This is a genomic window from Konateibacter massiliensis (genome assembly GCF_900184995.1).
Taxonomy (GTDB): Bacteria; Bacillota; Clostridia; order Lachnospirales; family Lachnospiraceae; genus Lachnotalea; species Lachnotalea massiliensis.
The window spans coordinates 1-25,369 of record NZ_LT860097.1; the positions used below are offsets into that span (position 1 = coordinate 1).

Genomic DNA, 25,369 nt, shown 5'->3' on the forward strand with positions numbered 1-25,369 from the left:
GTACGAGAGGACCGGGTTGGACGAACCGCTGGTGTATCTGTTGTCTACCAAAGGCAGGGCAGAGTAGCCAAGTTTGGAAGGGATAAACGCTGAAGGCATCTAAGCGTGAAGCCCCCCTCAAGATGAGATATCCCATAGCGCAAGCTAGTAAGACCCCTTGAAGAGTACAAGGTAGATAGGACAGAGGTGGAAGTGCAGCAATGTATGGAGCTGACTGTTACTAATCGGTCGAGGGCATGACCATAAGCACTTAGCAATTGACGAGCGAAGCGAAGGCAGAGCTTAGTGCGTTGGTCGTTCGATAGAGTGAAACGAAATCGAACTTCCTTAGTGTCTCTTATTGAATTATTCGAATTCTATATACAGTTTTGAAGGTATAATACAGTGACTAGCAATAGTCACTTATGTTATATACTCATATATATTAGCAGAGGGGAATCATCCAGTGGTAGGATGACAGTCTCCAAAACTGTTCACGGGGGTTCGAATCCCTCTTCCCCTGCTTTTAAAGAAACATTCAAACACTGTTAAAAGTGACTTGAATGTTTTTTATTTTATAGGAAATATTATGTGCACAAATGCAAATAGAAGATGTTACTACGTGACTGCATTCGGCGCAACAAAGCAGCCAAGTCCCTCATGAGTGAGAGATGCAGAAGTTGATGCGGATTTGTCCGCTTTCTATATTGTTAAAATTAACACAGGAGTGTTAAAACAAAATCGATAAAATTTAAAAATTGTTTTATATAACATCAAAAAAATCAGAATAATAAGAAGAAATAACTTAATATAATAATCAAAACAAAGAAAATAAGGAAGAAAAAAACAAAGATATTTAAAAATACAAAATTATATCTCTGAAATCTATAGGAAAAATCGTTTAAAAATTCACAATCATAATTGTAATAATGAAATAGGTGTGCTATACTGGATTAGTAAAGTAATTTAAACAAATTTAAACAAATCTAGGAGGTATTTCATTATGGCAAGATTCACATTACCAAGAGACTTATATTATGGAAAAGGAAGCTTAGAAGTACTTAAGACGCTAAAAGGAAAAAAAGCTATCATTGTAGTTGGTGGCGGTTCCATGAAGCGTTTTGGATTTTTGGACAAGGTACTGGATTATCTAAAGGAAGCAGGAATTGAGACAGAGCTGTTTGAAAAGGTTGAGCCAGACCCATCGGTAGAAACCGTTATGCGCGGAGCAGAAGCGATGAGAAAGTTTGAGCCTGATTGGATTGTATCTATTGGTGGAGGTTCGCCGATTGATGCGGCAAAGGCTATGTGGGCATTTTATGAATACCCGGAAACAACATTTGAAGATTTGATTACACCGTTTAATTTCCCTGAGTTGAGACAAAAAGCAAGATTCCTTGCTATTCCGTCTACATCAGGAACGGCTACAGAGGTTACCGCTTTTTCCGTTATAACAGACTATTCAACGGGAATTAAATATCCGTTAGCTGACTTTAACATTACACCGGATGTGGCAGTAGTTGATCCGGAATTAGCAGAGACAATGCCTCCTACATTGACTGCACATACAGGAATGGACGCACTGACACATGCAATCGAAGCATATGTATCGACTCTGAACTCACCATTTACCGATCCGCTGGCACTCAAAGCAATTCAGATGGTGTTTGAAGAATTACCGGATTCCTTTAAGGGTGACACCAAAGCCAGAGAGCAGATGCATTATGCACAGTGTTTGGCTGGTATGGCATTTAGCAATGCATTACTTGGAATTGTTCACTCGATGGCTCATAAGACAGGAGCAGCATTCTCAACAGGACATATTCCTCACGGATGTGCAAACGCAATCTATTTGCCATATGTAATTAAGTTTAATGCAAAGAATGAAGTTGCAAAGAGCCGTTATGCATACATAGCAAAATTTGTTGGTATTGAGGGCAGCTCAGAGGACGAGTTAGTGAGCAAGCTTTGTGCCAAGATTGATGAGTACAATGTGAAATTGGATATTCCTAAGAACTTGAAGGACTTTGGCATCAATGAGGCTGAATTCAAGGAGAAGGTAGCAAGAATTGCAGAACTTGCAGTTGGCGATGCCTGTACAGGCTCTAATCCAAGAGAAATCACACCGGATTTAATGGAAAAATTATTAACCTGTACTTACTACGGAACAGAAGTAGATTTTTAAAAACAACTGAAAATAGAAGAAACAATAAAACGGACGTATCACTTGAACAGTGATACGTCCGTTCTTCATCTAAAAAGCCTAAACATATACATTGCAATAGTTTTTGATTAGCATCTGTATAGTGTTAGGCGGTCGATTTTTTTACTTTCGTACTGGTCTGATATATTTAAAAAAACGCTCCGGATCATGATACATGTAGATGATTCTACCGGGAGACGTATCAAAGCAGTAACCGGTGTCTGCAAAATCAAAAGTTGCCATTGCCTTTTCAAGTTTTTCTTCTACACTACGATTTTCCTGCTCATAATCGAATGCTCCATGTTCAAAAACAATATACTCGGCTTCTGGAACATCAATCATAAGCATTTGTGGTGGTACTTCGCCTTTATAATCAAAAGGAAGTCGTACACCATAACACTCTGTACGCGGAATACCCCAATCGCAGAGTCTGCCATCCGGATCATTAATGTACGCCATAATCTGACCGCTGCCGCTGTTGCATTCGTTACCGCCATCGTCATCCAATTTACCCTTAATACTGTCGAGCAAGCCGCAAATTGTTTCACAGTCCTGTCCCGGAATAAGACTTTGCTTTTGCCAAAAATCCCAATACCCATTACTTTCATAATTTTTAATGTGCAAAAATTTGTGTGCGGGAATGGTCACAAAATAAATTTTAACATCATCTGTAGATTTCATCATGCCAATCTCTCCTAATCCTAAAAAGTAGCGGTCAAAAGGGTTTATTTTCGTACGAAGAACGACAGGCACAGTTTTTTTCCTATATTCACTTGGAGTTATACCATAGGTTCCTTTAAAAGCTCTGGTAAAAGCTTCATGTGATGAAAAACCATAATCAAAAGCAATATCTAAAAGGCTTCTTTCACTATCCCGAACCTCTTTTAGTGCAAAGGCTAATTTTCTGTTTCGCAGGTAATCCCTAAACTGCATACCCGATATTTCTTTAAATTTCTTTGTTGTATAGAATTCGGAATAACCCAACCTGCTAGAAAGAAAGCGTAGTGTCAAGGCTTCATCGTTATAACCTTTAATACATTTGTCAATTTCGTCAACAATTATCTGAATTTGCTTCTGCCATTCGTACATTCGTCTGTTCACCCCGTTTCAACCACCCTAAATCCATTATAGAGGATTAGAAAGATTGCTGCTTGATTTTACTTGCTGTTATTTCATTTTTTATTTTAAGTTTTGGTATCTGTATTACAATATTATATCACATAAATCTGCAAAAGAAGAAACGGCATAGCCGAAGCTATACCGTTTCCTCAAAACAATTCTATATTATTTGAAAAGTGATCTCACATGTGCAATTTCTTCAGGGGTTGCAGGTGCTGCCGGAATGTAGTAGGACTTGCTTCTGGCAATCTGGTATAATTCTTCCTGAGAGGTTTCGCATTGGTTGCGAAGCTGTTTTAAAGTCTGCTTTAGCTGCGGATTTTCTGTCTGTGTAATCATCTCTGCATATCTGGTAAGTTCTCCGTTTATGCCAACGAGAGCATCACTTACCATTGTTTTTTCCATCATCATAATTCGTACCTCCTTATTGTAAAAATTGTAATAATTGTTGTTTGGTCTGTTCTGCAGCCTGTGCAGACTTTTGGAAAAACTGTTTTACTTCACCGTCATTTGCTTGCTCTGCATAGGAAGACATTTTGCAGTGGGATGTGTCATGACCGCCGATTAAATGTCTCAAATTCTGTAAATCAAGTTCTGAAATGTTTTGCATGGTATTACCTCCTTTTATTATAAATAATTAAAATAACTTGATAAGTTACTTAGACAGAGTTAGTATACCCAGCAAAGTAAAAAAAATTATAAAAAATAAAAAAACCTAAAGATACCGGAATATCTTTAGGTTAAAAGCTTTTATTCAATTACAATAAAGTCTTTGTCATAGTATTCTGCTATTTTATAGTTTGCATAATTGTCCTTGTCATCGGTAATATCGTCAAAATAAATTAATTCAGGATATACGGTCAGGGCAGGAATAGAAACCTCTTTCACAGTGTCGTCATTATATAAAACCTCGCGCGCGTCCATCTGAGCATCAAATTCTGCTGCTTCTCCGCTTGTAATTGATTTGATTGCCCTTACACCGGTGGACAGACTGATTTCCAATGTAGTCAGATGAACCAGACCATATAAAATAAAAAGAAAAATAACTACATTACCGGCAATGGGCCTCAGACAGACAAGAAGGCTTCCAAAATTCTCATTGTCCTCAAGCTTTGCAAGTTTTTTTTGAAGCCAGCCTGCATAGTAAATAATATTTGCAGAAAAGAACAAAATTACTCCGAAATAAATGATATCCAGATAGCGGGGAGCAGGAATTCCGTTTGTGGAGTAATATCCCGGCATAAGCAAAACCGCATACATGCTGAAGGTAATCAGTGTAAAAATAACCGGATATTTAAATTGGAAAGTTACTTTTTTTAGTCCTATAAAAGCGATTATTCCGATAAAAAGGATTCCGAGGAACACAACCGTATTAGTATAAAGCTTTGCGTAACCTAATCCGTGCAAATAAGATTTTATTATCGTTTCAATCACAGTCTGTTTTTCCGTGAAGGATGCCTGCCTTCTTAAATTTCCGGGAGCTCCGACGCAAAGTGCAAATCCAACCAGATAGATAACAGTGTTAATCCAGTATCTGATTTTAAAAGATTTTGACAGACTCTTGTCCAAAATGGAGCCAATAAACAGGATAACTGTGCATACAAATCCGAGAAGAGTGATGGCAAAATGTCCGCCCGCCACACAAAAAGACAGGATACACAGCGCAATCGTATTCGGAATACTAAGCTTTTTATAATGGAAAGCCAGCAGTGATTTTCCAAGTAAAATAAATGCAAGGTACAAAAAGAATGTATATCCTACGCCGCCTGTATACCAAAAGAAACCTTCTACCGCATTCGGGAGATATTGTATGGATAAAAATGCAGTCGCACTTGCCAAAATCATATAAATATACTTGTCCATACCTAATATTTTACAGAGCAATACGTGATAGAGATAGAAAATAGATATAATTAAAATTCCAATCAGTATAACGGAGTGTAAAAAGGTGAGCTGCTCTGAAAATAGGGAAGGACGAAGAGCTGCAAAAAAGCTCATCGCATAGGTTCCCTGCCATACGCCCCAATAGCTTGTGGCGCGCTCAATCGCTGCGCCGATAACAGCAAAAAATGCTGCAATACCGCTGTTGTTTCGCAAAGCCGCTCCAGTCAAAATTGTATAATTAAAATCATCAGCGCTCGGATGATTATAAAAACCAAGAATTAGCAGTGGAAGAGTGGATAGGAATAATCCAATTACGGAAAACAGGGCAAAACTTTTTCTGGAAAGTAATTTACCAAAGTATTTTTCCCAAAAAAATTTACACATATCAAATAACCAAGTCACAAAATTGCCTCCTTATAATAGCATACATTTTATAAAATCCCTTTTGATTTTAGCAGATTTATAGAATATGGCAATAGCTGGCACAATAAATTAAGTAAAATGTAATCTTTTATTAATGAAAAGAACTATGATATAATGTCGATAGACATTATATCATCCCGAATGGGGATCCAATTATGAGTTACGGAGTAATTCATATAATGTCGGTAGACATTATATCATCCCGAATGGGGATCCAATTATGAGTTACGGAGTAATTCATATAATGTCGGTAGACATTATATCATCCCGGATGGGGATACAATTATGAGTTACGAAGTAATTCATATAATGTCGGTAGACATTATAGTGTCATATTACGGGAGGCAAAAATGCTATTTGATAATAAGGCATTAAGAAGACTAATCATTCCTCTGATTATCGAACAGATTCTGGCGATTACAGTTGGAATGGCAGATACCATGATGATATCAAGGGCGGGCGAAGCAGCCGTATCAGGCGTATCCCTTGTGGATATGATTAACACCCTTCTTATAAATATTTTTGCAGCTATCGCGACGGGCGGAGCTGTCGTAACGGCACAATATATCGGCAAAAAGCGAAGGGATATGGCTTGCGTTTCGGCTAAACAGCTTATCTACATAACCGGTATCCTCTCTCTTGTGATTATGACGATGACGCTTCTCCTTCGAAGACCGTTACTCTCTCTTTTATTTGGAGCAATCGATGAGGATGTAATGAGGAATGCCATTATTTATCTGACAATTACGGCGATATCCTATCCTTTTCTTGCCTTATATAATTCCTGTGCAGCGCTGTTTCGTGCGATGGGAAATTCTAGGGTCTCCATGAATGTGTCACTCGGAATGAATGTAATTCATATACTTGGAAATGTGCTTTTTATATTTAAGCTTGATATGGGAGTTGCCGGAGCAGGAACCTCCTCTTTAATTGCACGTATGCTTGCAGCGATTGTGATGCTGGCTTTGATTAGCAATAAGCAAAATGATGTCTATGTAAAGCAAATTTTTAAGATAGAATTTAATTCCCTTATGGTGAAAAAGATTTTGAATATCGGAATTCCGAATGGTTTTGAAAATAGTGTATTTCAGCTTGGACGTGTCGTTGTGGTCAGTATTATATCAGGCTTTGGAACGGTTCAGATTGCGGCAAATGCGGTGGCAAATAATTTGGACAGCATGGGTTGTATAGCGGGACAGGCAATGAACCTTGCAATTATCACCGTTGTGGGGCGCTGTGTCGGTGCCGGTGATTACAAGCAGGCGACCTACTACACAAAAAAGATATTGAAAATAACCTATTTCATTACGATAGCCGTAAATATCGTTATTTTGACGACGATGCCATGGATTTTAAGTATTTACGATTTATCGCCGGAGACGCTTAAATTAGCGATGACATTGGTATTTATCCATGATGGACTTGCAATGGTGCTGTGGCCGGCATCCTTTACCCTACCGAATGCACTGAGGGCATCTAATGATGTAAAATTTACGATGGTCGTTTCCATCTTTTCCATGTGTGCTTTCCGGGTTGTATTGAGCTATATTTTGGGCAAACATATGGGAATGGGAGCAATCGGAGTATGGATTGCTATGGTTGTGGATTGGCTGTTTCGTGTCATCTGCTTTGTGAGCAGATTTATAGGCGGCAAGTGGAAGCTGCAAAAGATTTAGATTTCATATAGAAAGAATAGAGGATAGAGAATGAGGCTACCAGAAGCATTTGTAAATAAAATGAAGGAAATCCTGCAGGGAGAATACGAGGATTATATTAAAAGCTATGACAATGAGAGAATGTATGGGCTCAGAGTCAATACAAATAAGATTTCGCTAGAGGAGTTTGAAAGAATATGCCCCTTTGAGATAGAGAAAATTCCGTGGATACCAAACGGTTACTATTATAACGGGAAGGAGCATCCGGCAAAGCATCCGTATTACTATGCCGGATTATATTATTTACAGGAACCAAGCGCCATGACACCTGCATCCCGCCTTGCGGTGGAGCCGGGGGATGTCGTGCTTGATATGTGTGCGGCCCCGGGCGGAAAAGCCACGGAGCTTGGAACAAAGCTCAGAGGCAAAGGACTTTTGGTTGCGAACGACATCAGCAATTCAAGAGCAAAGGCACTTTTGAAAAACATTGAGCTTTTCGGAATATCGAATGTATTTGTTGTAAATGAGACACCGGATAAACTGTTGAATTATTACGAAGAGTATTTTGATAAAATTTTGATTGATGCGCCTTGCTCCGGTGAGGGAATGTTTCGAAAAGATCCGGGAATCATAAGCAGTTGGGAGAGAAACGGCCCTGAGTTTTATGCAAAAATACAAAGGGATATTATTATACAGGCAGCTAAGATGTTAAAGCCGGGCGGACTTATGCTTTATTCTACCTGTACATTTTCGCCTGTTGAGAATGAGGGAACGATACAGTATCTCCTTGACACAAACGACAGCTTTGAACTGCTTGAGGTTGAAGATTATGAAGGCTTTTCAAAGGGAAGACCGGAACTTATCGGCGGCAGTGAGGAGCTTGCAAAAACAGTGCGTATTTGGCCTCATAAAATGGAGGCAGAAGGGCATTTTATTGCATTGCTTCACAAAAAGGGAGAGCCTATTCAAGGAATGGTCAGCGGTGAAAAATATAAGATTGCAAAATCAGATTCCGAGGTGCTCGAGGAGTTTCTCCAAAATGTTTCGATGGATATTGACAGAAATTATATTGATATCAAAGGGGAACGAGTATTTTATGTATCCCAATACATGAAAAATTTAAAAGGGATGCGATTTTTACGGTCAGGACTTTTACTCGGTGAGATGAAGAAAAACAGATTTGAGCCTAGTCAGGCATTTGCGATGGCACTGAGGGCAGAGGAGTTTGACTCTGTTGTAAACCTTCAGGAAGATGACGGGAGAGTAATTAAGTATTTAAAGGGAGAAACACTTGATATAAGCGATGTAGAGGTAAAAAGAAAATCCGGCTGGCAGTTAGTCTGTGTGTCCGGCTACCCGCTTGGCTGGGGAAAGCTGAACAACGGAATGCTGAAAAATAAGTATAGTGCCTCATGGCGGTGGCAGTAATTTCTAAATTTTACGGTTTAACCTCATGGCATTGCAGGCTAAATCTAACAAATATGCATCTTTTAGGGAACAGTTGTAATAATGAATAAAATATAGTAGTATTAAGGGGATAGTTCAGACTAGAGATAATACAACGATTTTACAAAAGGGGATTGTTTTATGAAGATATTTCAAAATAGTTTGCTAAAGACAATGGTTGCAATCTGTCTGTCTCTTGTCCTTGTGACAACGGCGGAGGCTTCCTCAAAGAGCAATATATCGAATCAGATTACAGATATCACAGAGCAGAAGAAGAACACTGAGGCAAATATTAATGATGCAAAAAATAAAGTAGATAATCTTGAAACACAAAAAAATAAGTTAGAGATTTATTTAGATGACTTAAATACACAGCTTATGAATTTAAGTGAGCAGTTGGAGGATTTGGGAAATCAGATTACTACGAAGGAAGAAGAGATTACAACGACGCAGCAGGAGCTTGACGATGCTAAGGCAAAAGAAGAACAGCAGTATGAGGATATGAAAAAGCGTATTAAGTTTATGTATGAGAATGGAGATACGGCATATCTGGAAATGTTTCTGGAGGCGGAAAGTCTGTCTGATGCGTTGAACAGGGCGGAATATATTGTCAAGATATATGATTATGACAGAGACATGCTGAATGAGTATAAGGAGACAAAGGAAGAAATTGAAGTGAAGGAAGAACTGCTTATTCAGGAGCAGGAAGAGCTGTATGTCTTACAGGCTGATGTGGAAAGTAAGCAGCAGCAGGTAGGAGAGATTGTAGCCTCCACATCAACGAAGATTTCCTCCTATTCCAATGAAATTGCAGCAACAGAGAAGAAGGCAAAGGAATATGAAGCGAAATTAGCGGATCAGAATAATACGCTGGAGAAGCTAAAAGAGGCAAAGGCGGCAGCGGAAAAGGCAGCGAAGGAAAAAGCCGCGAAAGAAAAGGCGGCAGCAGAAGCGGCGAAATCGCAGAGTGCAGGCTCCGGCTCTTCTCAGAGTGGTTCGTCAGGAGGCACGAGTGGTTCATCGGGAAGTACAAGCAGTTCCGCAGGAGATCTGGCGATGCTTGCGGCAATTATTCAATGTGAAGCAGGCGGTGAGAGTGCGGAAGGAAAGCTAGCAGTTGGCTCTGTTGTTATGAATCGTGTCAACAGTGCAGGCTATCCGAATACAATAGTAGGAGTTATTTACCAGAGCGGTCAGTTTACACCGGTGGCAAGCGGGCGATTTGCCCTTGTTTTGGCACAAGGAGCAAACAGCAGTTGTGTATCCGCTGCGCAGCAGGTATTAAACGGACATTCCTCCGGCAGTTGGCTGCAGTTTAGAACCGTAAGTTCCGGTATTAGCGGAACGATAATCGGCAATCATGTATTTTTCTAAAAAGAATAAAAGCTGGGTACTGGCAAAGTCAGTACCTTTCCTATATTCTAATTAGAACTACCAAAGAATAAGTATAGACGAGGAACAGAAAGGAAACAATGGCAGCAATGGGGAAGAGAAGAGGGGCGTTGCTTACTTTAATGGCTATAACAGGAGTGGCTTTGGTTGTGGTGGCAATTGGAACGACCAAGTATATAATTAAGGCAAATGAGCAGAGGGTAACTTATGAGGCGGCAAAGGTGACACCCGTATTCAGCGCTGGTGTTTTGACAGAGAAAAGCAGTCCGATAAGCAAAATAGAGCCACGGTTAAGCAGAGAAGAGAAGCTAGTCAATGATTTTGCAACCGCTAAAATTCAGTATAAGTTCGGAGAAGAGACAGAGACAGTTGATACCGAACTGATTAAAAGCTGGATTACAATTGAAAATGATGCGGTAGTGCTGGATGAAGATAAGGTTTCGGAGTATGTAGCGGCGCTTGCAAAAAAATATGATACAGTGGGAAGTGAAAGGCAATTTGTCAATTCTCACGGAGAAACGGTGACGGTGTCCGGAGGACCTTATGGCTGGGCGATGGACTGCGGGGCAGAGACAAAGGAGCTTATCGGTCTTATCAAGGAAGGCCAGAGCATAGAAGGGAGAGAGCCGGTTTACAAGCAGAAGGGCTTTGTAAGAGGTATAAATGATATCGGAAACACTTATGTAGAGGTCAATATGAATGAGCAGAAGATGTGGTTTTACAAGGATGGTGAATTGATTGTGGCCACGGATATCGTCACGGGAAATATGGCAAAGGGGCATAACACGCCCACTGTAGTCGGCTATATTTATAATAAAGTGAGAAATATTAATTTGGTCGGAACCGGATATGTGGCGTTTGTGCGTTATTGGATGAAGGTATATGGCTCCATCGGAATACATGACGCTTCATGGAGAAGTAAATTTGGAGGAAATATTTACACGACAAATGGCTCTCACGGCTGCATCAATACACCGTATGATAATGTGAAAACCATATTTGAAAATATAGAGGTTGGTACCCCGGTTATAATTTTTTATGACAGTTCGGTCATGCAGAAATGATTATACAAAATGACCGTGAGTGCTTGCACTCTAAGGATATTTTGCATAATCATTTCTATAGGGCAGACGCCCTACATTCATAATGTGCCAATTATTTAGTACGATATTGGTGTATCCGTATATTCTGGCACATTATGAATGGCATGGCTGAACGGTTACAATTTTTTACAAAAATAAATAGAAAGAATACACAATTATAATGGCAACGTGGTATACTTAGTATCATATACAAGGATAAAAATGTTAAAAAATAATAAGGAGAGATAGAGATGGCAGAAAGAGATTGCAATAGTACATCGTGTTCAAAGGACAGCTGTGAGGGCTGCGCAAGCGCAGATAAGAGCACCCCGCAGAGCTTTCTGGTAGAACCGAATATTTATACAAATGTTAAGAAAGTAATCGGAATTGTGAGCGGAAAGGGAGGCGTCGGAAAATCTATGATTACGGCATCCCTTGCCAATCAGATGAAGCAGCAGGGTTATCGCGTAGGAATTCTTGATGCAGATATCACCGGACCGTCCATTCCGAAAATGTTTGGCTTAAAAGGTCCGGCTCAGGGAACTGAGGAAGGAATTTTCCCGGAGGAAGCGCAAAACGGAACGAAGGTGATGTCCATCAACCTTTTGATGGAGGATGAGGAAGCTCCGGTAATATGGAGAGGACCTGTTATCGCCAACATGGTAAAGCAGTTTTGGAGTGACGTTATGTGGGGCGAGCTGGATTATTTATTCGTGGATATGCCTCCTGGTACAGGTGATGTACCGCTTACGGTATTTCAGTCTCTGCCGGTTGACGGAATTGTTGTGGTGACCTCCCCGCAGGATTTGGTCAGCATGATTGTGAAGAAGGCTTATCATATGGCAAAGACGATGAACATTCCGATTATCGGTATTGTTGAGAATTACAGCTATATCGAATGTCCTGATTGCGGCAAGAAGATTCAGGTATTTGGTGAAAGCCATATTGATGAGATTGCCGCTGATTTAGAGTTAGAAGTGTTAGGTAAGGTGCCGATTCGCTCTGAATACGCAAGTGCAGCGGACGCAGGAGAATTTTATAAGGTGAATAATGATTATATACAAAAGGCGGCAGATAAGCTTACAGGTATGCTTGCATAAGAGAAGGCTTGAAAGGTGGATAAGAAATTGGGAAGATACAATACCATTTTGTTTGATGTAGATGGCACTCTGCTTGATTTCAATTCGGCAGAGAGAAATGCGATGAAAAAAGTTTTTGAAAATCATAATTATTTATTAGATGATAACGTAAAAGCAATTTACAATGAGATTAACCATGGACTTTGGAAGCAGTATGAGCAGGGGGAAATTACGAGAGAAGAAGTAATTTATACCAGATTTGTAAAGCTCTTTGAGACTCTCCAAATAGAGGGAGACGGAGTTGCATTTGAGGATGAATATCAGGAGCTGCTCGGTCAGGGACATGATTTGATTGATGGTGCGGTGGAGCTGATAGAGAGACTTTATAAGACTCACGATTTATATATTGTGACAAACGGAGTCACTAAAACCCAGTTCAGCCGTCTGAAGGCTTCCGGTCTGGATGTCTATATGAAGGATATTTTTGTTTCGGAGGCAACAGGCTTCCAAAAGCCGATGAAAGAGTATTTTGACTATTGTTTTGTAAGAATACCGGGGATAGACTTGGAGAAGACGATTATAGTGGGAGACACCCTGTCTTCTGATATTTTAGGGGGTAACAACGCGAACATTGCGACTTGCTGGTTTAATCCGGAAGGTATCAAGGCAAGTATGGATGTAACGATTGATTATGAGATAAAAGCCCTGGATGAACTGGATGAGATTGTAAAGTAAGAAAATAATGTTAGAGTAGTTTGATTAAAAGAGCAAGGCACATAGATGTCTTGCTTTTTTATATAATAGAAAATTCTTACGAATTTCCTATTATATAAAACGATTATGCGAACCTCGCGGAGTAGAAGTTGTTGCTTTGCAACCCGCTCGGGCGCGAAGTGTGAGCAACGCTCACACTTTTTTATAATAGAAAATTGCCAAGCTCATTCTTTTTAACTGAAATTTTACAAACCGCATTCGTATAATTTTACAGAAGCGTGGTAAAGTTAAATTGTAAAAATAAAAGAAAATAGAAAGTAAAATAGGAGTTGTGCATGAGTAAAATAACGTATGAGCAGATAAGAGAAAATAAAGAGATTAATACTTATATTCAGGTCGGAAATGAGGTTCTTGGTGTGCTGGGCTATACGGACCATTCTAAGATTCACGCGATAAAGGTAGCCGAGACGGCGGGAAAAATATTAAGAGAGCTTGGTTATTCCAAAAAGGAAATTGAGCTGGCAAAAATAGCGGGCTTCATGCATGATATCGGAAATTCGGTTAATCGAAATGACCACGCCCACAATGGAGCTTTGATGGCATTTCAGATTTTGAAGGAGCTTGGAATGGACTGCGAGGACATTGCAGCAGTTGTAACGGCAATCGGAAATCACGATGAAAAGACAGGAACAGCGGTGACACCGATATCTGCGGCAGTCATTTTGGCAGATAAGACAGATGTAAGAAGAAATCGTGTGAGAAATAAGGAAAAAGCCAACTTTGACAATCACGACAGGGTGAATTACGCTGCCATCAAGTCGAAGGTGATGATTGATAAAGAAAAAGGAGTAATCCATCTGGATATAAAATTAGATGAATCGATCTCCTCTATCTTGGATTATTTTGAAATTTTCCTAAACCGCATGTTGATGTGTAAGCGGGCGGCGGAAATATTAAATGCAAAGTTTAAATTTACGGCAAATGGCAACAAGGTTGCCTGATTTAATATCATAGGAATTTCCTATGATATTAAAACTATTAATGCGCATCTCACCGAATGGAAGTTGTTGCTATGCAATCTGCTCGGGCGCGGAGAATGTGCTTTGCACATTCGTTGTTCCAAATTACTGATTCAATACAATATTTAAGTGTTCTTTTAGGATATTAAGCGCGGTTAAATTTTCTCCGCCGCGCGGAATGATAATATCTGCATATTTCTTAGAAGGCTCAATAAACTGTTCATGCATCGGTTTTACCGTGTTGGAATATTGGGCAATTACAGAATCGATGCTTCTGCCGCGCTCTTTGATGTCGCGAAGAATTCGTCTCATTAGGCGCTCATCTGCGTCCGCATCCACATAAATTTTGGTATCCATCATATTGCGAAGCTCTTCATTTTCCAGTATGAGAATACCCTCTACAATGATTACCTTCTTGGGATAAAGTATTACGGTATCCTCGGTACGATTGTGTATGGAGTAAGAATAGACGGGGCGATAGGCTTTTTTCCCGTTTTTTAAGTCGTTTAAATTTGAAATAAGCAGGTCCGTATCGAATGAGTTTGGATGGTCATAGTTCAATTTTTCACGCTCTTCAAAGGGCATATCATAATGAGCTTTATAGTAGTAGTCATGGCTGATAAGCTCTATGTCATTTTTAAAAAATTCCTTCAGGTTATTCACGATGGTTGTCTTGCCGGAAGCGGAGCCGCCGGCTACACCGATTACATAAACACGATTCATGGTAATCCTCCGATTTAGTTATTCAATGATATTATAGTGTATAAGAAAAGCTCCTGCAAGTGGAAAAAAAGGTTTTATTCAGGAACATGTCGAAAAAAGTTGTTTCAGAGCCGCAGGTTGCTTTTAGAATAGATTGAGTATATAATGAAACAAAACTGGGACGGTATTGTAAAAATATGCGGAACAAGGGGGATGAGGCATGGGTGAACTATGGATTTTATATGCGTGTCTTGGCGCTGTCTTTGCGGCCCTGACATCAATATTTGCAAAAATAGGAATTGAAAATATCAATTCGAATCTTGCAACAGCCATACGAACGGTCGTTGTTTTGATCATGGCATGGGGCATTGTCTTTATAACCGGTAAGCAGCATGAAATCAGCAACATAACACAGAAAAGCTGGGTGTTTTTAGGGCTGTCCGGCATTGCAACAGGACTGTCATGGCTTTTCTTTTATAAAGCACTTCAAATCGGTGATGCTTCAAAGGTTGTCCCGGTGGATAAGTTCAGTATTGTAATTACGATGGTTTTGGCATTTCTTATCTTAGGAGAAGCAGTGAGCGCAAAGACTATAATTGGGTGCCTTGTTATTACGGCGGGGACGTTAATACTCGTTTTGTGATAATAAAATACTTAAAGTAACAAAAAACAGGAATAATAAAGCGATAAGGATAGAGAATCATAATTTCACTATCCTCCATTTTTGCGCTTATGATAGACACATTTCGACGTTTATGCTATAATTGTCGTTGGACAATTATAGCATCCCAGATGGGGATCCACGAATTACGAAGTAATTCAAATAAAATTTAGTTAGACGGTTTGGAGGCAATTTATGCAAAAACAATATGATGTAATTATAATAGGTGCGGGACCTTCAGGAATTTTTTGTGCTTATGAATTAAAAGAAAAACAAAAAGATTTACGTATTTTAATGATAGAAAAAGGAAGACGGATTGAGAGCAGAAAATGTCCGAAGAGACAGACGAAGGTATGTGTCGGCTGTAAACCCTGTTCTATAACGACAGGTTTTGCAGGTGCGGGAGCTTTTTCCGACGGTAAGCTGTCCCTCTCTCCTGATGTGGGCGGACATTTGCCGGAAATGCTTGGCTATGATAAGGCGCTGGAGTTAATCAATGAGTCAGACAGCATTTATTTGAAATTTGGTGCGGATACAAATATTTATGGTATAGATAAGGCAAAGGAAATTCAGGAAATCAGAAGAAAAGCAATCAATGCAAATCTGAAATTAATTGAATGTCCAATCAGGCATCTCGGAACGGAAGAGGGCTATAAGATTTACAATAAGCTCCAAAATCATCTGTTGGATGAAGGCGTGGAGATGATGTTTAACACGATGGTGGACGATCTTATCATAGAGGATAACAAGGCAGTTGGTGTTATCACGGACAAGGGCGAAAGCATCTATGCCGGAGAGCTTGTATCAGCAATCGGACGTGAGGGCTCTGAGTGGTTTAGCCATATTTGTGAAAAATATAAGATAGCAACACAGGTAGGAACCGTGGATATCGGTGTAAGGGTTGAGGTGCGTGATGAGGTCATGGAATTTTTAAACAAGAACCTCTATGAAGCGAAGCTTGTTTATTATACACCGACCTTTGACGACAAGGTGAGAACATTTTGTACAAACCCTTCAGGAGAAGTGGCAACCGAGTACTATGAGAATGGTCTTGCTGTTGTAAACGGACATGCATACAAATCTAAGGAATACAAGACGAATAATACGAATTTTGCTCTTCTTGTATCCAAGAATTTTACGGAGCCGTTCCATACTCCGATTGAATATGGAAAACAGATTGCACAGCTTAGTAACATGCTTTGCGACGGAAGAATATTGGTGCAAACCTTCGGCGATTTCCAGAGGGGAAGACGAACAACGGAGGAGAGACTTTGCCGTAACAATCTGATTCCGACATTAAAGGATGCAGTACCTGGAGATTTATCCTTAGTATTCCCTCATCGTATTATGGTGGATATCGAGGAGATGATTTTGGCGCTTGATAAGGTAACACCGGGAATTGCCAGCGATGAAACACTGCTCTACGGTGTGGAGGTAAAATTCTATTCCAACAAGGTAGTGGTAAACAAGGATTTTGAGACAAGTATCGAAGGTCTTAGAGCAATCGGCGATGGAGCTTCCGTGACAAGAGGTCTGCAGCAGGCATCTGCAAATGGAATCAGTGTAGCGAGAAGTATTTTGAAAAAGATAAGCTGAGGATATAGAGAATGAGAAAGAGAAAAATGAGGAGAGTCAGGGTTGTATTAATCATATTGGCATGCCTGTTTGTCGGCGGGATTGGAATTGGCTGTGCTCAAAGTGTTACATCTGTTATTTTAGTGAATAGGCTAGGGGATGACGATGTATTTCGTATCAATGACAGTGTGTGCACACTTGCGGAAGCAAAAATTTATCTCACCAACTTGCAGGACCAATATGAGGATATTTACGGCAGTGATATGTGGCAGACAAAATGCGGTGATATGACAATTGAGGATTATCTGAAAAAAACGGTTATTGCCCAAATGGCACAGATTAAGAGCATGGCATTGTTTTCCAAGGAATATAGCATTGAACTGACGGATGAGGAAAAAAATACGGTTAATCAGGCGGCTGAGGAGTATTATGGTAGCTTAAGTGAGGCAGAAATCGAATATATGGGCGTTACAAAACAAGATATTTCCAATGCCTATACAGACTATTTACTGGCAAGCAAAGTGTATTCCTCCCTCACAACAGAAACAAACACTGAGGTAAGTGATGATGAGGCAAGAATTATTACGGTACAGCAGATTGTTATCAACAAATATACGTTGGATGCTTCAGGAAATAAGGTAGCTTTTTCGGATGCGGAAAAGCAAGAGGCATATAACAAAGCCGCCGGGGTACTGGAAAAAGCACAAAACGGCGAGGATTTTACTAATCTTGCAGAGAACTACAGCGATAACGAGACAACCGAGCTGTCTTTGAGCCGCGGGAAGCTGGAAGAAACAGTGGAAAAAGTCGTATTTGATTTGGAAAATGATGAAATAAGTGATATAATAGAGACTGAGGACAGTTACTACATATTCAGATGTATCAACAGCTATGACATTGAAGCGACAGATGCCAACAAAGAGGTTATTATTGAACAGAGAAAAGCCAAGGCATTTGATGAGGTATACGAAGTTTTCGTGGAAGGACTAGTATCGGAATTTAATGAAGAGTGTTGGAATTCAGTTGCGTTGGGAGACAATGGCACTGAGGTGAATACTGTCAATTTCTTTGACACTTATAATCAACATTTTGAAAACTAGAGAGAATGATAAATCTGATAAAGTAGTTTAATGATGGACGAGGGGGGAACTGTATATGCAGGAGCAGGAACATATTTTGGTAATTGATGATATGCTGACCAACCTAAAAATTGTAGAGAGTTTTTTAAAGCCCTATTATAAAGTTTCACTTGTAAAGTCTGGTGAACAGGCACTTAAATTTATGGAGAAAAATAATCCGAATTTAATTCTTTTGGATATTCAGATGCCAGGCATGGACGGCTTTGAAACAATCCAAAAAATCAAGGAAAATCCTAAGAACAGGGAAATACCGGTATTGTTTTTGACATCTCAGGAGGATATTGACAGTAGAATGAAAGGGTTTCAATTGGGAGCAACCGATTTTATTTTGAAGCCGTTTATGCCGGATATGGTCTTAAAGGTAATCGCATCAAGGCTGAAAGAAGAGAAAGAAAAAGTTTAAAGAGGAAAATGGTGAGGGAAGCCGTCGTAATGGGGGCTTCTTTTTTGTATCATATAAAAACTATTTATGCGTTCATTCCAGAGAAGAAACGGCTCTCATGCTTTTTCGGTTATACGCGTGTAACCGCTTATTAATTATCAATAAAATTGTATAAAAAAAGTATTAAATGTAAAATAATGCGAACAAAGAATGATATAATGAAAAGCGTTAGAAGAGGCTCATGGTGGCGCTCAAGGAGGAGAATTATGTTTAAATCGATTAGGACAAAATTATTAGTTTTTATTATTCCAATCATTGTTGTTTCCTTTGCTATTTTAATTATCTATAGCATTCAATCAAGCGAAAACAGAGTGCGCAGCCAGATTAAGGCCACAATGGAGAGCGAACTGAGTGGGCAGATGGATAATATTAACAATGAGTTGAAGGGTGTAACGCAAATTGCCGATAGCATAGCTGATATGGTAAGTGCGACCTATCAGGTTGAAACAATGAGCCAATATGAAACTATGCTTCAGAAAATTATTTTTAATAACGATATCGTATCCGGAAGCGGTATTTGGTTTGAGCCATATATCTATGATAGCAGCGCGGAATATATGAGTTTATATGTATATAAGGATGGAACCGATGCCAAGACGACATATGAATATAATACAAAAGATTATAATTATTTTGCCTATGAATGGTATACCCAATCGGTGACATCAGGGAAAACAGAAATCACAGATCCTTATTTAGATGAAGTGAGCGGAACTGTCATGTCTTCCTGCTCATCGCCGATTTTGGCAAGCGATGGAACAATCATCGGTATTGTTACCGTGGATATTGACTTGACGACGATACAAAATATTGTCAATAAGATTGATATCGGAAAAGCGGTACTTCTAAATGGAGAAGGCTCTTATCTGGCAAACAGTGATACAGAAAAGGTCATGAATAAAAATATTAAGGACGAGGAAGAGAGTACACTTGCAGAGCTTGGAAATACAGTTCTTGGGCAGCAGGAAGGTAACGGAGTTTATACAAAGAACGGCGAAAAACATGATCTTTACTATAGTACACTTGAAAATTATGGCTGGAAGCTTGGTATTGAAATTCCGGAAAGTGAGCTGTTTGCAACAATCCGTACAATGACAATTAATATGATTATAATTGGAGTTTTGGCTATCATTGTGTGCATTGTGGTTATTGTACTTGTGATAAACTCTGTGACCAAGGGAATTAAGAAAATAAATAATTCTATTACGAAGCTTGCGGCGGGTGATTTTACAGAGGAGCCGGTGAAACTGAAATCAAAGGATGAGCTGGGAAGAATGGGCGAGAATCTCGGTATCATGTATGAGAAGAATAAACTTGTTTTGAAAAGAATTGCTGACAGTGCCGCGGTTATGAATCAGTCCAGTACGGAGTTAAAGCAGGCGTCAAATGATTTGGCAAATCAGTTTAATGATATTACACACATTATGCAGAATGTTAACAATGATATGATGTCCACAAGTGCGGCGACAGAGGAACTGAATGCCTCGGTTGAGGAGGTAAATGCTTCTGTAAACGTTCTGGCGGTAGAGACAGAAAATAGTGCCGATATGGCAGTTGAGATTGAGGACAGAGCGGCAGAAATCGAGAAGAGCAGCAGACATTCCTTCGAAAAGGCAAACGAGCTTGTAAAGGAATACGAAACGAGTTTGAATATCAGTATTGAAAATGCAAATGTGGTGACGAATATCGGTGCTTTGGCAAATGTAATTTCAAGTATTGCCGAGCAGATTAACCTGCTTTCCTTAAATGCCTCCATTGAAGCGGCAAGAGCAGGAGAACAAGGAAGAGGCTTCGCAGTAGTTGCCGGGGAAATCGGAAAACTTGCCTCTGACACGACAAAAGCAGTAGAGGAAATTAAAAATACAATTGACCAGGTAACAGATGCATTCAGTGTGCTGACAGACAATTCCAAATCTATTTTAGGATTTATAACGGATACGGTAACCCCAGATTACAATAGCTTTGTAAGTGTATCGGAGCAGTATGGTGAGGATGCAAGAAGCTTTAAGGCATTGTCACATAAGGTTTCGGATATGGCGGCAAGCATTGAGCAGACGGTTACGGAAATTACAAGTGCAATACAAAATATTACAGAGTCCGCACAAAATACAGCACAAAATGGTTCAGATGTTGCAAATGCAATCTCAATCGTATCGGGTGTGGTGGATAACGTAGAGGAAAAATCTGCAGAGCAGGAAGGCACGGCTGGCGGTATGAATGAACTTGTAAGTAAGTTTAAGCTATAAATATATAGATACATAAAAGAGCAGTTACAGGATTTAAAATCTTGTAACTGCTCTTGCTTTATTATTTTGTTATTTTGTTATTTTGTCAGCAGCATCATGATTTCATTGCTTCTTGCAATAAACTTTGTCATCGCATCAGCGGCTAATGGTTTATGGCAAATCAGTGCCAAATCATAAAGCTGTTCACAAATCATCGGAACATTTTCAGAATCCTTATTTTCCAGAATATATTTTACAAGTGTGTGGTTAGCATTTAATACAAGTGTTTCGTTGGAGCCGAACATACTTGGGTCCATACCATACATGTTGTACATTTTCATCATATCCTGCATACGTCTGCTTTCCTCGGAAAGTGTAATCATGGAGGAGATGGATTCGTTCTTCAGCTTCTCGACTTTAACGTCCAATTTATCGTTGCTTAAGGCTTTTCTGAATACCTCAGTCAAGGTATCAATTTCTGCTGTCATATCAACATCGCTATTGTCTTCCTTGAAGTTCTCTGTCAAATCTGCATCGATTCTTTGGAACTTAATATCCTCATTTTTCTGCTCAAGCTGTGTAATAAATGGAGAGTCAATGTTGTGAGTCAGCATGACCGCATTTAAGTTTTCCTCCTTAAACATATGGATGTACTGGCTTTGCTGCTGAGCGTCACTTACATAGTAGATGGTTTTGCGATCTTTTTCCTTTGCCTCTTCCGTATCATTTTCAGCACTCTCGTCTGTAACTTCTTCAGTATTGTCCTCAGTCGCAGGAAGGTTACTTTCCTTGTATTCGGAAAGAGTTAAGTATTTATCATTTAAGTCCTTAAATAGGATATAGTCGGTCATCTTTTCGCAGAACTTCTCGTCCTTTAAGCAGCCAAATTTGATGAATGGGCTGATATCATCCCAGTATTTCTCATAGGCTTCTCTGTCAACCTTACACATACCGGACAGCTTATCTGCTACCTTCTTTGAAATGTAGTCAGATATCTTCTTTACAAAGCCATCATTTTGAAGGGCACTTCTGGATACGTTAAGCGGTAAATCAGGACAGTCGATAACGCCCTTTAAGAGCAGAAGGAATTCAGGAATAACCTCCTTGATGTTGTCTGCGATAAATACCTGATTGTTGTACAACTTAATGGTACCTTCCATTGTGTCGTATTCTGTATTAATCTTAGGGAAGTACAGAATTCCTTTTAAATTAAACGGATAGTCCATATTCAGATGGATCCAGAATAAAGGCTCCTTGTAATCCATAAATACCTTGCGGTAAAATGCCTTGTAGTCCTCGTCAGTGCAGTCATTCGGATGCTTTGTCCAGAGAGGCTGCGTATCATTCAGTGGAACCGGGCGTTTTAAAATTTTGAGTTTTTCAGTTCGCGGAGAGACCTCTACGATTTCTTTCTCGCCATTTTCATTTTCTTTCTCCTCGGTTTTTGCCTCCTCGATGATAGTCTCGATTACAGTATCCTTCTCGGTTTTTTCCTCAGATAAAATTGTCTCATATTCCGGCTCTGCGGTTGCATTGGATAAAAAGATTTCAGTTGGCATAAAGGAACAGTATTTTTCAATGATTTCCCTTGCACGGTATTCATTTGCAAATTCAAGGCAGTCCTCATTTAAGAATAAAGTGATTTCGGTACCTACTGTATCCTTATGACCTTCCTCCATGTCAAATTCTGTACCGCCGTCACATTCCCAGTGAACAGGTGTCGCACCTTCCTTGAAGGAGAGGGAATCAATATGAACCTCATCTGCTACCATAAAGGCAGAATAAAAACCAAGTCCGAAATGTCCAATAATCTGGTCCTCATTTGTCTTGTCCTTGTATTTTTCTAAAAAGTCAGTTGCGCCGGAAAAAGCAATCTGATTGATATATTCATTTACTTCATCAGCCGTCATTCCAAGACCGTTGTCGATGAATTTCAGAGTTTTCTCCGTTGGATTTGCAATAACTTGTATTTTGAACTCATGGTTTTCTGGGATTGTGTACTCACCCATGATTTCCAGTTTTTTTAGTTTGGTGATGGCGTCACAGCCATTTGAGATTAACTCACGAAAGAAAATGTCATGGTCGGAATACAGCCATTTTTTAATAATGGGAAAAATATTTTCGCTATCGATTGATAAACTTCCATGTTGCTTACTCATTTTATACACTCCTTTTGTTTGATTATGATAATAGTGTTACATAATATTTACTATCATAATACCCGTCTTTTCAAATGTCAAGACAAAATTAGCACTCATTTATAATGAGTGCTAACAAATAACAAATGAGAAGCCGAAAGCTCCCCATATGTTATTTGTATTAGGTACAGAAATACTGCTTTGCAGTATTTCGTGCTATATAAATTTAATTAACCTCAAAAGCAATCTCATGTGCCTTAAAAAACTTTTGCACCATCGAATCCCATTCATATTCCAGCGTCTTATCAAGGCTGAATACCTTGATGGAGGTGCCGGTAATGCAGCTTAAGGAGTTGTTGCTGTATTTAATGTTCAAAAACAGTCCGTTCACGTCATTTGGAGAGAGAGAAATGTTGCTCTGGCTTAACAGCTTTTCTACATTGGCAGGTGAGAGCAGAAATACAATTTTAAATCCAAGCGGCGTTTTCTTGCCCTTAATAAGCTCAAAGCAGACAGGCTTTAGAATCTCCCAATAGGACATTTCCTGACCGGTTAAATCCTTTTCTTCCAATTCTTCCGTGCTGTAAAAGTCCTTGTTGATATGTCCGTCAATCGTGAAGGTATTGTATGTCGTTATCGTTGCCTCGGATAGCAGGAATTTGTTAAAGGTGTCTGAGATTAATAATTTGGACATAAAGTCCTTTACGTCAATAATTTGCAGTGAAATCAATGTTATCCCCCAAGTCTTTACTAAAATGGTAATCTGTCGTATACTAACAACTATAATTCTATTATACTATGTAAATTCTTTTTAGCAATGAAAAGTATAGATAAAAACCAAAGCATTTGGAGGAAAGATAATGAACAATCAAGAGAATGTGAAATATTTAACAAATATAATAGTGGCAGGAACCTCTCCCTACATGGTAGTGCAGGAGGGAGTGAAAAAACTGAAGGAGGCGGATTTTGAACCGCTTTTTCTCAATCAGGATTGGGGTCTTAAAAATGGGGGAAAATATTATGTGGAGCATTGCGGCTCTAGTCTTTTTGCCTTTACAGTCGGAGAAAAGTTTGGCTTTCGGCAGGGTTTTAAAATAGCAACGGCACATACTGACTTTCCGTGCTTTCGGGTTAAGCCAAATCCAGACATCACGACAAATCAATACAGACAGATTAATGTGGAGGTATACGGAGGTCCGATTTTAAATACATGGCTTGACCGTCCGCTGTCCGCTTCAGGACGTGTTACGCTGAAAAGTGATAATCCGTTTAAGCCTGAAATACGGCTGATTGATTTAAAAAAGCCGCTGTTTACAATACCAAACCTTGCCATTCATTTAAACCGCGATGTAAATAAAGGCGTGGAATTAAATAAGCAGACTGATATGCTTCCGATTGCAGCGATTGTAAACGAGGAGCTTGGCGGAGAAAACTTCCTCAGTTTTTTGGCACGGGAGCTTTCGGTGGAGAAAGAGCAAATCTTAGATTATGAGCTTAATCTGTATAATTTAGATGAGCCTTGTCTGCTCGGGCTGAACGAGGAATTTTTATCGGCACCTAGAATTGATAACCTGACAAGTGTGAGCGCAGCGCTGACAGCGCTTATTGGCGGAAAGGGAGAAAAGGGCATCAATGTAATAGCCCTGTTTGACCATGAGGAAATTGGAAGCAGAACAAAACAGGGAGCAGGCTCCGCTATTTTGTCCTTTATTCTGGAAAAGATTATGCTTTCTTTCGGAAGAGACAGAGCGAAATTTTTATCAGCTCTCTCGGACAGCTTTATGCTCTCAGTAGACGTGGCACACGGACTGCATCCGAACAAGGTAGGAAAGCACGATATTACAAATCAGCCGATTTTGGGAAAAGGCTTATGCATCAAGGAGGCGTGCTCTCAAAGCTACGCGACGGACAGTGAGGCGGTTGCCGTCACAGAGCTGCTATGTCTGTCCAAGGACATTCCTTATCAGAAATATATAAATCGCTCCGATATCGTCGGAGGAAGCACGATTGGAGCCATTGCGGCTGCTCACCTTCCGATGAAAATTGTGGATGTCGGAATTCCGATTTTGGCAATGCACTCCGCAAGGGAGGTTATGGGGGTAGCTGACCAGACCGCTCTTACAGACTTGCTGGAAACATTTTTTACGGTTTCTTCTTCGGTTTCGTAGTAACAGTTCAGCCATGCCATTCATAATGTGCCCGAATATACAAATATTCCAAGTATTTTACTTCATGATTGGCACATTATTCATGTAGGGCGTCCGCCCTATAGAAATAATTCTATAAAATGTCCTTAGAGTGTGAACACTCACGGTCATTTTATAGAATCATTTCTGCATGGCTGAACTGTTACACAAAATAAAAAAAATTCAGAAAAATGCTTTTCATTATTTTATATGTATGCTATTATTAGTAGTAATGAAAACTATATTATGTAGTTAAGAAAAAGAAAGTTAAAACTACTATAGCATACGCAGTAGTGGTTCTCATAA

General features: G+C 39.6%; 21 protein-coding genes, 1 tRNA gene and 1 rRNA gene. 16 read left to right on the forward strand and 7 right to left on the reverse strand.

Features of this window, described 5'->3' with window-relative positions; all coding sequences use genetic code 11:
- The 3 genes from CTY48_RS00040 to CTY48_RS00050 all read left to right on the forward strand — a co-directional run.
- A 23S ribosomal RNA gene (locus tag CTY48_RS00040) occupies nt 1-244 on the forward strand; the annotation flags it as partial.
- Nucleotides 245-431: 187 nt separating this feature from the next.
- Nucleotides 432-502 (forward strand) — tRNA-Trp (locus CTY48_RS00045).
- A gap of 480 nt (nt 503-982) precedes the next feature.
- Complete coding sequence (locus tag CTY48_RS00050) at nt 983-2,164, forward strand: iron-containing alcohol dehydrogenase (RefSeq protein ID WP_099466479.1); 1,182 nt, start codon at nt 983-985, stop codon at nt 2,162-2,164.
- A 141-nt stretch (nt 2,165-2,305) separates the two neighbouring features.
- Here the strand turns inward: CTY48_RS00050 and CTY48_RS00055 are convergent, their stop codons facing one another.
- The 4 genes from CTY48_RS00055 to CTY48_RS00070 form a co-directional block, all read right to left on the reverse strand.
- Nucleotides 2,306-3,271 (reverse strand): helix-turn-helix transcriptional regulator, encoded by a 966-nt coding sequence (locus CTY48_RS00055; protein ID WP_099466480.1) that lies wholly within the window; start codon nt 3,269-3,271, stop codon nt 2,306-2,308.
- Between the two features lie 195 nt (nt 3,272-3,466).
- Entirely contained in the window at nt 3,467-3,709 is a 243-nt protein-coding gene (locus CTY48_RS00060; protein WP_099466725.1) for a spore coat protein, read from the reverse strand.
- 16 nt (nt 3,710-3,725) lie between these two features.
- Nucleotides 3,726-3,911, reverse strand: coding sequence for a hypothetical protein (locus tag CTY48_RS00065; protein ID WP_099466481.1), 186 nt, complete (start codon nt 3,909-3,911; stop codon nt 3,726-3,728).
- Nucleotides 3,912-4,051: 140 nt separating this feature from the next.
- Nucleotides 4,052-5,587, reverse strand: coding sequence for a DUF6056 family protein (locus CTY48_RS00070; protein ID WP_099466482.1), 1,536 nt, complete (start codon nt 5,585-5,587; stop codon nt 4,052-4,054).
- A gap of 371 nt (nt 5,588-5,958) precedes the next feature.
- On the opposite strand from CTY48_RS00070, the gene CTY48_RS00075 reads away from it, so the two are divergent.
- The 7 genes from CTY48_RS00075 to CTY48_RS00105 all read left to right on the forward strand — a co-directional run bounded on the left by CTY48_RS00075 (nt 5,959) and on the right by CTY48_RS00105 (nt 13,977).
- Nucleotides 5,959-7,284: an MATE family efflux transporter gene (locus CTY48_RS00075; RefSeq protein WP_099466483.1), complete on the forward strand. Its 1,326-nt coding sequence runs from the start codon at nt 5,959-5,961 to the stop codon at nt 7,282-7,284.
- Nucleotides 7,285-7,314: 30 nt separating this feature from the next.
- Entirely contained in the window at nt 7,315-8,691 is a 1,377-nt protein-coding gene (locus tag CTY48_RS00080) for an RsmF rRNA methyltransferase first C-terminal domain-containing protein (RefSeq protein WP_099466484.1), read from the forward strand.
- Nucleotides 8,692-8,850: 159 nt separating this feature from the next.
- Complete coding sequence (locus tag CTY48_RS00085) at nt 8,851-10,083, forward strand: cell wall hydrolase (protein WP_099466485.1); 1,233 nt, start codon at nt 8,851-8,853, stop codon at nt 10,081-10,083.
- Between the two features lie 107 nt (nt 10,084-10,190).
- The gene (locus tag CTY48_RS00090) at nt 10,191-11,165 is read left to right on the forward strand and encodes a L,D-transpeptidase family protein (RefSeq protein WP_180272594.1); all 975 of its coding nucleotides are present in this window, start codon (nt 10,191-10,193) and stop codon (nt 11,163-11,165) included.
- A gap of 269 nt (nt 11,166-11,434) precedes the next feature.
- Entirely contained in the window at nt 11,435-12,283 is an 849-nt protein-coding gene (locus CTY48_RS00095) for an Mrp/NBP35 family ATP-binding protein (RefSeq protein ID WP_099466487.1), read from the forward strand.
- Nucleotides 12,284-12,298: 15 nt separating this feature from the next.
- Entirely contained in the window at nt 12,299-12,997 is a 699-nt protein-coding gene (locus CTY48_RS00100) for a YjjG family noncanonical pyrimidine nucleotidase (protein ID WP_236354655.1), read from the forward strand.
- Between the two features lie 314 nt (nt 12,998-13,311).
- Entirely contained in the window at nt 13,312-13,977 is a 666-nt protein-coding gene (locus CTY48_RS00105) for an HD domain-containing protein (protein WP_099466488.1), read from the forward strand.
- Between the two features lie 123 nt (nt 13,978-14,100).
- On the opposite strand, the gene udk is transcribed toward CTY48_RS00105, so the two are convergent.
- Nucleotides 14,101-14,718: a uridine kinase gene (udk, locus tag CTY48_RS00110; RefSeq protein WP_099466489.1), complete on the reverse strand. Its 618-nt coding sequence runs from the start codon at nt 14,716-14,718 to the stop codon at nt 14,101-14,103.
- Between the two features lie 199 nt (nt 14,719-14,917).
- On the opposite strand from udk, the gene CTY48_RS00115 reads away from it, so the two are divergent.
- The 5 genes from CTY48_RS00115 (at nt 14,918) to CTY48_RS00135 (ending at nt 20,760) form a co-directional block, all read left to right on the forward strand.
- Nucleotides 14,918-15,340, forward strand: coding sequence for an EamA family transporter (locus CTY48_RS00115; protein ID WP_099466490.1), 423 nt, complete (start codon nt 14,918-14,920; stop codon nt 15,338-15,340).
- A gap of 213 nt (nt 15,341-15,553) precedes the next feature.
- Entirely contained in the window at nt 15,554-16,954 is a 1,401-nt protein-coding gene (locus CTY48_RS00120; protein WP_099466491.1) for an NAD(P)/FAD-dependent oxidoreductase, read from the forward strand.
- A gap of 11 nt (nt 16,955-16,965) precedes the next feature.
- A complete protein-coding gene (locus CTY48_RS00125; RefSeq protein WP_099466492.1) occupies nt 16,966-18,033 on the forward strand; it encodes a peptidylprolyl isomerase in 1,068 nt (355 codons plus the stop codon).
- A 55-nt stretch (nt 18,034-18,088) separates the two neighbouring features.
- Nucleotides 18,089-18,475 carry a response regulator gene (locus CTY48_RS00130; RefSeq protein WP_099466493.1) on the forward strand — a complete coding sequence of 129 codons (387 nt, stop codon included), beginning with the start codon at nt 18,089-18,091 and terminating at the stop codon, nt 18,473-18,475.
- Between the two features lie 245 nt (nt 18,476-18,720).
- Entirely contained in the window at nt 18,721-20,760 is a 2,040-nt protein-coding gene (locus CTY48_RS00135) for a methyl-accepting chemotaxis protein (RefSeq protein WP_180272595.1), read from the forward strand.
- Nucleotides 20,761-20,837: 77 nt separating this feature from the next.
- Here CTY48_RS00135 and htpG read toward each other — a convergent pair whose 3' ends face one another.
- Nucleotides 20,838-22,898 (reverse strand): molecular chaperone HtpG, encoded by a 2,061-nt coding sequence (gene htpG / locus CTY48_RS00140; RefSeq protein WP_099466495.1) that lies wholly within the window; start codon nt 22,896-22,898, stop codon nt 20,838-20,840.
- Between the two features lie 205 nt (nt 22,899-23,103).
- Nucleotides 23,104-23,607 carry a DUF5721 family protein gene (locus CTY48_RS00145; RefSeq protein ID WP_099466496.1) on the reverse strand — a complete coding sequence of 168 codons (504 nt, stop codon included), beginning with the start codon at nt 23,605-23,607 and terminating at the stop codon, nt 23,104-23,106.
- A gap of 130 nt (nt 23,608-23,737) precedes the next feature.
- On the opposite strand from CTY48_RS00145, the gene CTY48_RS00150 reads away from it, so the two are divergent.
- The gene (locus CTY48_RS00150) at nt 23,738-25,045 is read left to right on the forward strand and encodes a M18 family aminopeptidase (RefSeq protein WP_099466497.1); all 1,308 of its coding nucleotides are present in this window, start codon (nt 23,738-23,740) and stop codon (nt 25,043-25,045) included.
- Nucleotides 25,046-25,369: the final 324 nt, after the last annotated feature.